Below are 14022 nucleotides of genomic sequence, written 5' to 3'. Positions count from 1 at the left end.
AGTGACACGCCACTTCGGCGTGCCCACAGGCATATCCGCAGGTCAACCTACATATTCGTGCCCTAGTCGGCACCGCCAACTGTGGAACTCAGGTCGGAGTGCAGCTTGTAGAGGGAGTAGACCTGCCAGTCCAGCTCTTCTTGGAGGGCGATCATCTGGGTGCGGATGGAGTGCCACTTGTTGCGGGCTTCGTCGAGGGAGGAGGCGGTGGGAGTGGCGGTCAAGCCGGATGGGCTAGTTTTGTCGAGGTTTCGCGCGAGTTCGTCTATCGCGGTGGCGGTGGCGGTGGGGTAGGTGATAGGGAGAGGGAACTCCCGGAGTTTCGTTCCTGTGAACTCATAGAAGCGTTCCCAGTCGTCGCTAGTGAAGCCGCCGCCCTCGCCGCGAATCCCTTTGTCGTGACTCACCATCTTAAGCCAAAAGCAGGCGGTGGAACTATTCAGCACACCAAGAAGATCCCGTGGGGAAATTCCTGCTTCAACGTCCAGATTGATCACGGTTGCGGCTTGGGAGTAAATCTCATTGGTGCGGCGAATCAAGAAGTGCGGATGGGTTGACACCAAGGTAAATACAATTGATTCTTCGACGCTGTAACGTTTAGGGGTGAAGGAGGAATACTCGTACCAGGGGATCCCTCTTTCCTCCTGTGTTCCGGAGAGGGATTTTCTGATATCCAGTAGCCTCTTTGATGGCCAGAGGATCTTGAGTTCGCCTTCTGCTAGCTCGCGATGGCCTCCCAGGTCGCTGTACGGGAATACAACTTCCACCTCTCTCTGAGGGGCCCAGTCGCGAATGTCGGCTCCCTCGACTAGGCGGCGTGTCAAGAGTCGGGGCAACCCGGCTCGCTGTGCTGCCCCTCTGGTCACGTATGCGTCGTCCTCACGCGTGTTCAGCATGTTGCCCCAGTCGGCGATGACATTCTTCAAGAGGCGGGACCTCTCCGGGGCTTCGATCTGGTCGCGAAGGTCGGCGGCTCCGCCGCCGGACATGCTCCAGGGGTGTTTCGACAGTTTGGTTCGCAGCGTGTCTGTGCTGGATACCCACGTGCTTTCTGATTCGGGTCGATCAATTTGGTCGACAATTGCTTGCCAGACAAACCCTGATGCTGGATCCTCCGGCACTCCAGGCTCGCCGCGAACTCCGAGCACGGTTCGAACTGTAGTCGACTTGGCGTAAGGTTTCCTCTGTCCAATTAGAATGACAGTAGGTGTTCCGTGGCCAGGGATGTATGCGCCGGATGTGTCGATGATCTCTGTAAGTTCAACCTTGTGTGCGAAGAATTCTTCAATCAGCTTTTTTCCGAACTCTCGTTTCATGAATCCGTTAGAGGTAATCTGTCCTACGCGTCCGAATCCTTGGCCGTCCTTTGTTCCAATTTTTGATAGCTCGAAGAAACGTTCAGCGAACGGGACGGTTAGCTGATACTGCCTAGTGGAAGACTTGTAAAGTTCCTTGTAGGTCTCTTTGAGTTTCTTGTCTTTGATCGTGATGTAGGGCGGGTTCCCAACCACCACGTCGTACCGCCCCGGTTCAAGAATCCTCGTATGCTGCTGTACATCCTCCGTCGCATAAGCAAACTCCACGAGCGGGTCCCCGGACTCCTCGTCGATGAGCTCAAGTTCGAGCTGCCGGTTCTTGATGAGCGAATCGCCCACCGCCAGATGCACCGGCCAATCCCACCGCCCCGCCTCCGCCAGCGTCCGTACATTCGCCGCAGCCATCGCAGCCAACAGCAACCGGAACCGCGCAATAGCCACCGCGAACGGGTTGATGTCCACCCCGTGCACCGAGTTCAGCGCATCCCGCACCCGCTCGTGCACGTCCTGCCCAGGCTGGCGCTCCGCCGACAGCCGCACCATCCTCCGGAACGCGCCCAGCACGAAGTGCCCCGACCCGCACGTCGGGTCGATCATCTTAAGTTCGCCGAACCGGCCGCCCATCTCCCGTACGACCGGGTCCATCGTCCGGTCGAGGATGAACTCCTCCACGAACTCCGGGGTCTGGAGCAGCGCATACGTCTTCCGGGCCGCCTCGGACAGGTCCTGGTACAGGTCACCCAAGAACCGGGTGTCCCAGCCCTCCGTACCGTCCGCGTTCAGCGGGTCCGTGAAGTCGTGAACCAGGACCAGGGCGCCGCCTTCCCCCTCACCCCGCTCCCGCCAGAACTCCACCAACGCCCGCGCCCCGTCGTGCGACAACGGGATCTGGTACAGCGGATTGCGCCGCGCATCGAACAGCAGCTTCCCCGCCTGCCCCGCGCCCAGCTCGGCGAAGGCACGCTCCAACCATCCCCGGTACGTGGGGTCCTCGGTCTCCTCCACGTACTGAGCGAACCGCGCCTCCGCGAGGTCGCGCCGCTCGGCATCCGCACCCGTCAGATACGGCTCCGGGATCAACCGGTTGTCCTCGCAGAACCGTACGAACACCGTGCCCAGCACCCACGCCACGGCGACCTGCGTGACCCGCTCGTCCAGCCACGCGTTCCACGTCGCCGCCGTACGCCCCAGTCCCCGCGCCTCGTCGTACTCCGCCCGCAGCCGGCCCGCGACCGCCTCCGCCGCACGCACCGTCTCCGCGCGCTCCGCAGACAGCTCGGCCAGCCGGCCCTCCAGCCAGGCTTCCCACTGCGGGGCCTCGTCCGGCGGGACAACTGCCGTGCCCGCCTTCACGTACTCCGTGCGCAGCGGCTTGAGGACCTTCTCGCCCTCCGCGACCTGCTTGCCGAGGTCCACCTCGACCGCCTTGACCTGTTTGATCAGGTCCGTCTTGAGCGCCGTGCGGTCGATCACTTCTGCTGGTCTCCCCTTGTCACGTTCACCGTCGGCATACCGCGCCGCCCCCATATGCCCAACTCGCCGGCCCGGTGGGCGTTCGACGCCCAGGAGTCCGGCAACACGACCCACTCGCCCAGCCCCGCCTGGTACGGCACAGCCGTCGTCGCCAACCGCGGCGGCCGCGCCGGGTCGCTCTGTGGGCACAACAGCCACAGGCCCCGCCCGCCACCCCTCGCGCGCTCGGCCAGCCGGTCCAGGACCCCCATCGCGTCGTACCGGGCGAACGCCCCGGCATCCGTCAATAGCACCGGCGCCAAGGGGCCCGGGGCCGACAGCAGCTCGCCCACCCGGGGCTCCACCACACCCCACGCCGTGCGCGCGTACTCCGCGAACTTCATGGCGCCCTTCGAACCGGGAGGCGCCACATCCGCCCGCAGGATCGTCTCCCAAGTCGGCTTGGGACGTGCGTCGACCAGCTCATGCAGGGCGCTCAGGAACAGTTCGGTCACCGAGACCGCCCCGGCGTCGAACCGGTCGCCCACCAACTCCCGTACCGCATTGTTCGCCAGCCCGGTCCGTACCGTCAGCACCCGGAAGCCGTCCCGGCGGGCCGAGGCCGACAACCGCTCCTCGGCCGCCACCGCGCCCGCGAGCTGCGGATCGTCGGAGTAGCGGTGCGCGGCGATCGTGCCGGTCGCCTGCCGCCGCCCGTCCGAGGAGAGGAAGCTGGAGGCGAGGTCAGTCTTTCGCGGCAGGTAGCGCAACGTCCGGGTGCTCTCGCGGGTGGACAGGACCAGGTCGAATCCGGCGTCCCGCAGTGCCTTCGTCAGCGGCCCGGCGGTCGGCAGCGCGTGCCCGCCTCGTTCGTTCAGCAGCTCGGGGAAGCGCGCTCGTACCCGCTCGTGCACATCGGCACCGGTCAGCCCCGGCTGATCGGCCTCCGCCACGCCCGGGATCATCCGCACGAGTCCGGCCTGGGTCAGGCGCAGGGCCCGTACCAGCGGCAGCTTCCGTGGGTAGATCTCCAGCCGGGGCGTCGCCGCAGCGTTTCGCGCGGCCGCGGCCGCGACCTCCACCAGACGGCGCTCGTCCCACTCCACGACCGCACTCGGCGTGGGTATCGCGCTGAGTTCCGCCAGAACCGTCGCCGCGGTCGGCAGCGTGTCCAGCTTCGCCAGCCGGTCCGCGACCTTGCCCAGCTTCTGCGCGTAGTCCAGCAACCCCGGTGCGGACGGGGTCTGGGGTGCGTCGTCCTCGCCGACCTCCAGGGCCAGCAGTCCCGCGCCCATGCCCTCGTCGGCCGCGTCCCGGTTCGGCGCGTGCCGGAACTCGGCCTCCTGCGGGACGAGTTGTTCGACCTCCACCACCGCACGGACCGCCGCCAGGGCCAGCGCCCGGCGCTGTTCGCGTTCCTGGAGCTGGGTGCCGCGGCGCACCGCGAGGGCGTCCGCGATCTCTGCTGCTGATGCGAGCCGGCCCATGGTGTGCAGGAGTTCCAGGATCTCGGCGCGCAGCGCCTGTACCGTCGGGTGCTTCTTCCAGCGGATGCGCTGCGTCTTCAGCATCTGCGGGATCCGGCCCGCCGACAGGTGGAGCGCGTCGGCGACATCCTTCTGCCTCGGCCAGACACCGACCTCGGTGGGCAACTCGCCCTGCTCGTTGGGCAGGCGCAGCAGCAGCCGCACCATCTCGCACTCGTTGCGGTTGGTCCCGTCCTTCTTCAGCTCCGGTACGAAGACCGTCGCCAGGGCGTCCAGGCTGACACCGCGCAGCGCACGCTCCGGGAGCGAACCACCGCCACCGGCCTCGGCCATGGCGCCCGCGACCGCCGCCTCGGCGGCCGAGAGTTCGGCCTTCGCCTCCTTGCGGCCCTCGGGCGTGAGAGGCGCGGCCGGGCGCTCGGCGAGCTGCTGGCGCCACTCCTTGATCCGGCCCAGGACCTCTTTGCGGGTCTTTGCGCCGAGGCCGGGAGCGTTCACCAACTGGCGCTGGCTGTAGTCGAGGAGCTCGCCGACCGTGTTGACGTGCAGGCCGTAGACGAACGACTCCGCCGCCGGGCTCAGACCCGATGCCGACACCGGGGTCGTGCGGTCCGCCTGCGCAGCCTGCCGGTCACGCTGCCGGTCGGCGGTCTCCTCCTCGGCGTCCGAGATCGGGGCGTCCGAGGCCGCGACTGCTGCCTCCGCCTCGGCCGGAGCCGTATGCCGTGAGCGGCGCGACGACGGCTTCGCCTCGTCCATCGCCAGGAAGATCTTCTTCCAGGCGTCCCGCATGGGCTTGAGATCGCGGAAGCGCTGGGACGCGTCCCGGTGCAGAGCCTGGCGGAAGAACGCGAGCAGACCGTCCTTGACCGCCGGGTCGAAGGCGTCGCCCGCGATCCTGGGATACGGCTCCTGCTGTGTGTCGGTCTGGCGCGGTGACACCTTGCCGTCGCCCCACACCGGCAGCTCGCGCGACGCCATCTCGTGGAGCGTGACCGCCAGCGCGTACCGCTCGGCGTGCCCGTCGTACACCGAACGGTCGGTGAGCGTGCCAATGAACGGGTCCAGATAGCCGTCCGTGCCCGCGCCGGTCTCCTTCACCGGATAACCGGCGAGCGAGAAGTCGATCAGCACCAGCTCGCGGGTGCGGTTCGGGCGGATACGGATCGCGATGTTGTCCGGCTTGATGTCGCGATGCCAGACGCCCTCCCCTTCAAGGAAGTCCACTGCACCGAACAGATAGTCCCCGTAGGCCTCCAGCTGGTCGACCGACAGGCGGCCGAACTCGCGGAGCTGTCGGGCGACGGTTTCCTCGCGGCGGCGGTTTTTCGTCACGCCAGGAGCGGTGGGTTCCGCGTCGGCGGCGCGTTCGTCGCCCACGTACTCCATGACGAGGACCGTGCGGCCCCCGATGCGCTGCGGCTCCGGCTCGACGAGCCGGATGATCCGCGAATCGGGGCGCAGCCGACCCATCACCTCGGCCTCGCGGGTCAGCACCTCGCCCCGGCTGTCCGACAGTGCCACCTTCAGCACCACCAGCGACTTCGAGAGACGGACCTCGGGCCCGGCCGTCAGATCCCGTACCAGGAACGCGCGGCTCGTCGAGCCCGTCCCGAGCCGGCGCCTGACCTCCCAGCGGCCGGCCAGCACATCGCCCGCGACCGCGTCCAGGGGGTCCTTCTCGATCAAGGTCGCAGGCGCGGGCTCAACGGCAGTGGGCTCGGTCAGGTCGTCCTCGACGACCTCCAGCATCTCCAGGAAGTCGTCCACCGACGACAGCCGGTCGGCGACGCTGTAGGCAGTGGCAGCCTGCACCAGCTCGTCGATGTACTCCGAAAGACCGTCGACCACCGCACTGGGGCGCAGCCCCTCGCCCGCCTCGAAACGGGCCAGCAGCTCGGCCTGACTGGCGGCCGGGGCCTTGCCGGTGGCCAGAAGGTAGGTGAGTACCCCGAGCCCGTACACGTCCAGGGCGACAGGATCGGCCTTGAGCGCGGTCAGTTCGGGAGCGAGATACGGGTCCGCACCCTCGGCGATATGCGCACCCGCCCGCGAGAACGTGGTCGGTGCGAGCCGATCCCCGCCGCTCCGGCCGGCATGCTCGGAACCGCGCTGGACGGCAACCTGCCAGTCGGAGATCTGCAGATACGGATTGAGCCAACCGGCATCCTCGCTGTCCGAACCCGCCGCGCCGCCCCGGGCACGCGGCATCAGATGGATCGCACGCGCGGCCAGGCTGCGGTGATAGATGCGCCTGCCGTGCGCCGAACGCACCGTCTCGGCCAGCTGCCGCACCAGCGCCATCCGGCTCAGGATGTCCAACTTCTCGCCGTACTGGGCCAGATACTCGTCCAGGCGCAAGGTCCGCGGATCGTAGTCGAAGATCAACGCAGGCCCGGCGGAATGCCCGGACGGGTCGTACTGCTTCAGCTGCACGACCCCCGGGTGCCGGAAGCGCCGCAGGACCGCCGCCTCACGCCGCGCCGTACGCTCCACCGAGGCCCGCAGCTCGGCGTCCGAACCCCGCTCGCGCAGGTAGACCCGGATCCGGGCCGCCTCCGGCAGATCGCTGTGCCGGGCCAGATAGTCCGCCCAGGTGGGGCCGGAATCGAAAGACTTCCGGTTCAGGAGATACGGACCGACCTTGTACTCGGCGTCACTGCGTGCGATACCGACCCGGCCCAGGGCCGCAGCGATCCTGCGCGACCGGGGGGCGTCGATCCGCCGCTGCTCGAAGTGCGGGGGCTCCTTCAGCATCGCCAGGAGCTGGGGAACGGTATGCACGCCGTGCTGGTCGTGGGCGGGAAGCCTGATCTTCAAGGAGGAGTCGGTGAAACAGACCGCCTCCGAGACCCACACCCGCTCGCCCTTGCGCTCCAGCAGCCCGGCCAGTTCCTTGGCCTTCTTGTTCGCCAGGTGCAGAGGATTGCCGTGTGAGACCTGCCGGCCCCCGGGCTGGGTCTGCAGCCAGCTGCCGTTGCGGGACTCCAGGGAGCCGTGCCAGTCCTTCAGCTCGATCAGAAAGACGCCGCCGGGAGCGATCACCAGCAGGTCCACCTCCCGGACGTGACCGGTGTTCGCCGTGAAGGTGAAGTTCGACCAGGCGCGCCACGGGTCGTTGTCCGGAAGCTCCGCGCGGATGGCTTCAAGACCCCGACGCTCATGAGGGAACTCGGAATCCGTGACCGTTTCCCAGCGGCCTTCCCGCATGCGTTGTCCCCGCTTCGCTTCCATGGTGTTCTGTAACGCTTTGCCCACATTCCGGCTGTGCCGGGCCGGCAGCCAAATGCCCCGTTGCGATCGTATCCGCTGCTGGTGGCAGCGGGGACGGTGTCGAACATTGCGGGCGGGTACTCAAGCGGACCGGTGACTCAACAGGCGTGGCCGAACTCCATGCCTGTTTTGATGACCGCAGTCGTACAGTCCTGACGCCCTGCAGAACGAGAGGGCGCACCGCTCTTTCAGGGAGATGGGACCACCCCAGCCGGAATCTGGAGTTCCGGCTGGGGGTCGCGGGGACGGGATGGACGGATGGCGGGCAGTCCGGCGCCGGCGAGGAGCGCGGCGGTGTGGCGGGCGACGGGCTCGGTGACCGGTTCGACGACGAGGCGGGACAGGGTCCATTCGAGGCCGGGCGCTTGATGCGGGGGTGCACGACTTCGACGAGGGCGGCCGTACTGGTGATCACTCCTATTGCGGCGGCTCGGGCCAAGGCGAGCCGGCCGGTCGCCGCGCGGTCGCGAAGCACTTTGGCCAGTTCCTCAATGTCGAGGGCGAGCGCGTCACGCGGCGCTCGCCCCACTGTTCGACTGCTGCTCGCGGGCACGTTGCAGTTGGTCGCACTCGGCTTGGAAGAGCAACTCCCGTCTCTACGACCGCTTCACCTACCGTGACGGCAAGGCGGTCCGCGAGGAATCGGGCGGCGGACAGCTGATGGAGGGCGACAAGGCCATCGACCTGACGACCATCGACTGGGACGCGCTGCCGAAGCTCCTGCGCACCGCCGAGAAGACTCTCAACGTCGACGAGCCCGACAGCAGTTGTGTGATCGTGGACCCCTCGTCGCCGTTCCAGAACGATCAGCCGGTGTTGCGGGTGTACGTCTCCGACGAGTGCGGCGGCGCCTTCCTCACCGCGCACATCGACGGCCGGATCATCGAGAGGAACCCGCGGGCGTAAGGCTGACGGGCTCGGTCGGTGAGGGCAGGCCGAGCCCGTACGGACTCTCGACGACGTACGTACAGCTCGTGTACGTGTAGCCGTACTTGATGCGCGACCCGGACGAGTAGCTGTCGACGTTCGCGCTCGCGCCCGTGCCGTGCTTGTACAGGAAGTGGTACTCGCCCTCCGGAAGCCGCAACCGCACCTTCGGGTAGCTCCTGCCGCCGGCCTTGCAGGCGAGCATCGACCCGGACACCTCCGTCCCGTACCGCTTGCAACTGCCGCACGCCTTGAGCGTGACGCGGCCGGTGACCGGGCCGGTGTAGAGGATCTCGACACCGCTCGGGGCGTCATTGCTGATGACGAGTTCCATCCGGGAACCGCTCGGGCGTCCGGTCGGCGGCAGCCGCTTGCCCGCCGCCGGCCGGTCGCCGGCGATCTCCGCGGCGATGGCGATGTCCCGGGCCCGAGCCCTGCGCTTGTCCTTCCTGTAGGTGGTGGTGAACTCCGTCAGGGTCTGCTGCGCCTCGGTGAACTGCTTGTTCTTGAACTGGTCCACCCCGCAGGCGTACGCCCCGTTCTCGATCCCCCGGTCGGCCTCCCCGGCCCGTGCGGAGACTGACGTCTCCGGCATCGACGCCACGCTCGCCCGGAGCCCGCGCAGCGTCTCGGTGGCCGAGCAGGGACTGCTTCCGCTCACCGCCCGGGCCTGCTCCGAGATCTTCTCGGAGACCGCTGGACCCACCTTCCGGGCCTGCGCCGAACCGGGAAACGTACGCAGCAGCTCGGCCAGCTCGCCACCCGGCGACCCCACGGCCGAGTTGCCCAGCTTCGACACCCCGCACGCGTACAGCGAGGTGGCCAGCGGACCGTCGGGCCAGCCGGCGAGGTCGCCCAGCAGCTTCGGGTCGATCGACTCGGGCACGGTCCGCAGATACGTCAGTGGTGCGACGGCCTCGCAGTGCCTGCCCTGCCGGTACGGAGCGGCGACCGCCTCGTAGTACGCGTTCAGCCGCTCCGGTACGAGCTTCCCCGCCCTCGACCCCGCGTGCTCCTCACCGAGATCGCGGTAGACGGCGAGAGCGGAACGGTAGTCGGCCCGGGCGGAATCGAAGGTCCGGCCCGAGGCGTCCCGCACGGTCCGGTCGCTCCCGCCCAGCCGGTCGAGCAGCATCTGCTCGACGGCCTCGTCCTGCGCTGAGCCGTAGAACACCACGCCGCCCGCCGGCACCGCCAGCAGCACCAGCCCGGCCCCGGCCGCCACCACCGGCCGCCACGACCCGCCGACAGCGGTACGCCGTGCGATCCGCGCCCCGTCCACGGCGGCCGCCACCACGACGACCACATACCCGACTGCCGGACCCGTGGCCACGCCGCCGGGATCGGCGGGCAGTGCCACGAGCAGCAGCACGGCCGTCGCCCCCCAGCACAGAACGGCTCTGAACCACCGTCCCGTCAGCGCATAGCCGAGCCCGAGTCCGGTGAGATTGAGCAGCCAGGCGGCCACGGCGCGCAGCGCGGCGCCCGGTGGCGGCGGCCCCACGGTGGGCGGACGGGCAGGCGGTGGCGGTAGGGGAGGAACGGAGCCCGGCCGGAAAACCTGATCGTCCCCACTCATCCCGGCCCCCCAACCGTTGGGCACGGCACCCCTGACCGCGCCCGGTTTCACCACCATCCTCGCCGCCACGAACGGTGTCAATCAGGGCGCATCCGCCCCGGAACGCCCGTCCGTCGGTAGACTTCGAAGCGCCGTGACTGGCGCGCGTCCCGACCGGGATGCTCCGTGGAACCGACCACGAGGAAGCGGCACACTCCGGGCCTGCCCGGAGGCGTCACCGCCGGAGAGCCGTCCGCCTGGGCATCCGGGTCCACGCCGCAGCAATGCGCCAGACCCGGGAGGATCCCATGACGACACCCGAGAACCGCCGCCCCGCGCTCTCCGCCACCGACCCCGAGCTCGCTGCCCTCGTCACTGCGGAGGAGCAACTGCAGGCCGACACCCTGCGCCTGATTCCGAGTGAGAACTACGTCTCCGCAGCGGTGCTGGAGGCCTCCGGCACGGTCCTCCAGAACAAGTACTCCGAGGGCTACCCCGGCAAGCGGTACTACGAGGGCCAGCAGGTCATCGACCAGGTGGAGACGGTGGCCGTCGAACGGGCCACGTCCCTCTTCCGCATGGACCACGCCAATGTGCAGCCGTACTCGGGCTCGCCCGCCAACCTCGCCGTGTACCTGGCGTTCCTCGAGCCCGGCGACACCGTGCTCGGCATGTCGCTGCCGATGGGTGGTCACCTCACGCACGGCTGGGGCGTCTCAGCGACCGGCACCTGGTTCCGCGGGGTGCAGTACGGCGTCCGGCGCGACACCGGCCGGATCGACCTGGACGAGGTCCGCGACCTGGCCCGCGCCGAGCGCCCCAAGGTGATCTTCTGCGGCGGCACCGCCGTGCCCCGGACGATCGACTTCGCCGGCTTCGCCGAGATCGCCCACGAGGTCGGCGCGGTCCTGGTCGCCGACATCGCCCACATCGCCGGCCTGATCGCGGGCGGCGCCCACCCCTCACCCGCCCCGCACGCCGACGTGGTCTCCACCACCACCCACAAGACCCTGCGCGGCCCGCGCGGCGCGATGCTGCTGAGCCGGGCGGAACACGCCCGTGCCATCGACCGCGCAGTCTTCCCCGGCCTCCAGGGCGGACCGCACAACCAGACGACGGCTGCGATCGCGGTAGCCCTCAAGGAAGCCGCAACCACCGACTTCAGCGCCTACGCCCACCAGGTGGTCGCCAACGCCCGCGCCCTCGGCGAGGAGTTGGCGTCCCGGGACTTCGACCTGGTCTCCGGCGGCACGGACAACCACCTCCTGCTGATCGACCTCACCGGCAAGGACGTGCCCGGCAAGATCGCGGCGAAGGCTCTGGACCGGGCCGGGATCGTCGTCAACTACAACGCGGTGCCCTACGACCCCCGCAAGCCCTTCGACCCGTCCGGCATCCGCATCGGCACCCCGGCCCTGACCTCACGCGGGATCCCCGCATCCGCGATGGGCACGGTCGCGGAGTGGATCGACCGGGTGGTGGAGGCGGCGCGCACGGGCGACGAGGCGACGGTCACCAAGGTGCGCGCCGATGTGAAGAACCTGATGGACGCCTACCCGGCGCCGGGGCTGCCGCTTGTCTGAGGGTCTCCGGGCTCCGCGGCGGGCAGCCGGGCGATGAGCAGGGCCACGTCATCGTGGTCGCCGGGCCGGCGCAGCGCCCGCAGGAGCAGGTCGCAGGTCTCCTCCAGATCGCGGTGCGGGCCCGCCAGCAGGGACATCAGGAGATCCAGCCGGTCGTCGATGGCCTGGTCGCGGGTTTCGACCAGGCCATCCGTGTACAGGACCAGCTGGTCCCCGGGGGCGAGGTCTAGGCGAGTGGTGCTGAAGGGGACACCGCCCACGCCGAGCGGAGCGCCGGTGGGCAGGTCGAGCAGTTCGGGGATGCGCCCCGGTCGCATGAGGATGGGTGGCAGGTGCCCGGCCAGCGAGATGTCGCACCTGCCGGTGTGGGGGTTGAACACGGCGTAGGCGCAGGTGGCGATGGTGTGTTCGATGCCGGCGGTAGCCCGGTCGAGATAGTGCAGGACGTGGGCGGGTTCAAGGTCGAGTTGTGTCAGCGTGCGGGTGGCGGTGCGCAGCTGGCCCATGGTGGCGGCGGCGTCGATGCCGCTGCCCATCACATCGCCGATGACCAGGGCGGTCTTGTCGTCGGTCAGCGGGATGACGTCGAACCAGTCGCCGCCGATCTCGCTGGTGGCGCCGGCGGGCTGGTAGCGGTGGGCGATCCTCAGACCCGGTTGGTCGGCCGGTCGCTGGGGTAGCAGGCTGCGCTGGAGGGTCAGGGCGGCGTGCCGCTGGCTCTGGAACAGGCGTGCGTTGTCGATGCATACCGCCGCGCGGGCGGCCAGCTCCCCGGCCAGGACGACGTCGTCGTCGTCGAAGGGCCTCGGGTTGCCGGCGCGCATGAGGCCCATTGCGCCGATCACCTCGCCGCGGGCGATCAGCGGGATCGCGAGGTAGGAGTGCACTCCGGCTTCGGCCAGCAGCGCTGCGCCGTTGTCGTCCCGGGCGACGTGGCGTAGATCCTGGCCGGTCACATCGACTTTGAGGACGGGCCGGCGGGTGTTGACGCACTGGGTGATCAGACGGCTGGCGTCGTACTGGGCGTAGTCGCCGGTGGGATCGACGGCCTGAGTAGCCACGGTGGGGTGGGTCGCCACCACCGCCAGCGCCCTGAACCGTGCCGCGTCGACCGCACCCGCGGAGTTGCGGTGGTCGTCCAGGATGCTGTCGAGGACATCCACCGTGGTCACGTCGGCCATCTGCGGCACACAGACCTCGGCCAGCTCCCGGGCGGTCTGTTCCAGGTCGAGGGTGGTGCCGACCCGCACGGACGCGTCGGCGACCAGAGCCAGTCGGCGCCGCGCCCGGGCGGCGTCGGCAGCCGCCCGGTGCTGCTCGGTGACGTCCACCACCGAGGTGGCCAGTCCGAGCACCTGCCCGCCGGCGTCCTCCAGCCGGTAGAAGGACACCGACCAGGCATGGTCCTGGTCGGCGCCGTCCGGGGTGCGGCCGACGACGAATCGGTCCAGCAACGGTATGCCGGTGGCCAGGACCCGGCGCATGTCCGACTCGATGGAATCCTCGTTCACGAAGGGCAGCGCCTCAGTGACGGTGCGCCCGATCTGCTCGGCGGCAGCCAGACCGTCGATGCGCGCCAGCACCGGGTTGACCAGCACATACCGCAGTTCGGTGTCCATGACGCCCAGGCCGATCGGGGACTGGGAGACCAGCCGCATGGACAGCGCCAGATCCCGCTCCACCCGCTGCAGTGTCGCCTGGTCCGTGGCCATGCCCAGCGCGTAGTAGTCCCCCCGGGCGTCCTGCAGCCGCATATTGCGAAATTCCACCAGCCGCGTGCTGCCGTCCCGGTGCAGGACCGGGAAGCTCCCCGCCCAGCGCTGCCCGCTCTGCATCACCCGGGCGAACAGCTCGATCACCGCCTCCAGGTGCTGCTCGTCCACCAGCAGCCGGCCCGCGAACGCCCCCAGCGCCTCCTGGGCGGTATAGCCGAACAGTTCCTCGGCCTGCGGGCTCCAGAAGACGATCCGCCCGCTGTCATCGAGTACCACCGCAGCCAGGCTCAGCACATCCAGCAGCCCGTTCGGTGCGGATGCCGCACCTGGCCGACCGAGCCCGGCCAGGAACGCATCGGTCGTACTCATCCCCGGGCACTCCTTCCGCTCGCCTGCCCGGCGGCAGCTCCGTCCGGCCGAGCCCGTGCCTGCTCCTTTCGCCTCGCTGCGGCCCCTCCATCGTCTCTCCGAACCCGATACCCAGCACTCCACCGCCGATGCGCGGTCCTGGGGGCGATCAAAGGGAAGGCTTCGGTCGACACGCCGGACCAGCCGACGGGACCCGGGCCCGGCCCATATCCGACAGCAGGCCCTCCGATCGGGCGTAATGCCTGATCAGACACGGCAGCTGTAGTTCTTGATCGGTAGGGCATCGTTGCTGGTCAGGCGGTTGTGGCGGCGGTGATGTTGTTCCAGCGGCGGTGGGCTTCG

5 protein-coding genes, 2 pseudogenes and 1 riboswitch are annotated in these 14022 nt (G+C 68.9%); of the genes and pseudogenes, 2 read left to right on the top strand and 5 right to left on the bottom strand.

Features of this window, described 5'->3' with window-relative positions; translation table 11 throughout:
- Nucleotides 1-62 precede the first annotated feature (62 nt).
- The 3 genes and pseudogenes from pglX to ABZV38_RS36470 form a co-directional block, all read right to left on the bottom strand.
- Complete coding sequence (gene pglX, locus ABZV38_RS36480; RefSeq protein ID WP_356332744.1) at nt 63-2789, bottom strand: BREX-2 system adenine-specific DNA-methyltransferase PglX; 2727 nt, start codon at nt 2787-2789, stop codon at nt 63-65.
- The gene (pglW, locus tag ABZV38_RS36475; protein WP_356332743.1) at nt 2786-7465 is read right to left on the bottom strand and encodes a BREX system serine/threonine kinase PglW; all 4680 of its coding nucleotides are present in this window, start codon (nt 7463-7465) and stop codon (nt 2786-2788) included. Before pglW ends, pglX begins: the two co-directional genes overlap by 4 nt.
- A 329-nt stretch (nt 7466-7794) precedes the next feature.
- A pseudogene (locus ABZV38_RS36470) lies at nt 7795-8057 on the bottom strand (DNA-binding protein); the annotation flags it as partial.
- A 50-nt stretch (nt 8058-8107) separates the two neighbouring features.
- Here ABZV38_RS36470 and ABZV38_RS36465 point away from each other — a divergent pair.
- Nucleotides 8108-8434 (top strand): annotated as a pseudogene (locus ABZV38_RS36465) (serine/threonine protein kinase); the annotation flags it as partial.
- On the opposite strand, the gene ABZV38_RS36460 reads toward ABZV38_RS36465, so the two are convergent.
- Nucleotides 8409-10034: a hypothetical protein gene (locus tag ABZV38_RS36460; RefSeq protein ID WP_356332742.1), complete on the bottom strand. Its 1626-nt coding sequence runs from the start codon at nt 10032-10034 to the stop codon at nt 8409-8411. The pseudogene ABZV38_RS36465 and the gene ABZV38_RS36460 overlap by 26 nt on opposite strands.
- 123 nt (nt 10035-10157) lie before the next feature.
- A riboswitch (ZMP/ZTP riboswitch) is annotated at nt 10158-10283 on the top strand.
- Nucleotides 10284-10321: 38 nt separating this feature from the next.
- Between ABZV38_RS36460 and glyA the strand changes: the two genes are divergently transcribed.
- The gene (glyA, locus tag ABZV38_RS36455; protein WP_356332741.1) at nt 10322-11596 is read left to right on the top strand and encodes a serine hydroxymethyltransferase; all 1275 of its coding nucleotides are present in this window, start codon (nt 10322-10324) and stop codon (nt 11594-11596) included.
- On the opposite strand, the gene ABZV38_RS36450 is transcribed toward glyA, so the two are convergent.
- Nucleotides 11566-13680 carry a SpoIIE family protein phosphatase gene (locus tag ABZV38_RS36450; RefSeq protein WP_356332739.1) on the bottom strand — a complete coding sequence of 705 codons (2115 nt, stop codon included), beginning with the start codon at nt 13678-13680 and terminating at the stop codon, nt 11566-11568. The genes glyA and ABZV38_RS36450 overlap by 31 nt on opposite strands.
- Nucleotides 13681-14022: the final 342 nt, after the last annotated feature.

The organism is Streptomyces sp. NPDC005181 (assembly GCF_040608395.1).
Classification (GTDB): domain Bacteria; phylum Actinomycetota; class Actinomycetes; order Streptomycetales; family Streptomycetaceae; genus Streptomyces.
This window is presented reverse-complemented; position numbering and strand designations above follow the sequence as displayed.

Excerpts from the sequence above, each read along its gene's own strand:
- glyA (WP_356332741.1), top strand. The coding sequence starts at position 10,322 with ATGACGACACCCGAGAACCGCCGCCCCGCGCTCTCCGCCACCGACCCC.
- pglW (WP_356332743.1), bottom strand. The coding sequence starts at position 7,465 with ATGCGGGAAGGCCGCTGGGAAACGGTCACGGATTCCGAGTTCCCTCAT.
- ABZV38_RS36460 (WP_356332742.1), bottom strand. The coding sequence starts at position 10,034 with ATGAGTGGGGACGATCAGGTTTTCCGGCCGGGCTCCGTTCCTCCCCTA.
- ABZV38_RS36450 (WP_356332739.1), bottom strand. The coding sequence starts at position 13,680 with ATGAGTACGACCGATGCGTTCCTGGCCGGGCTCGGTCGGCCAGGTGCG.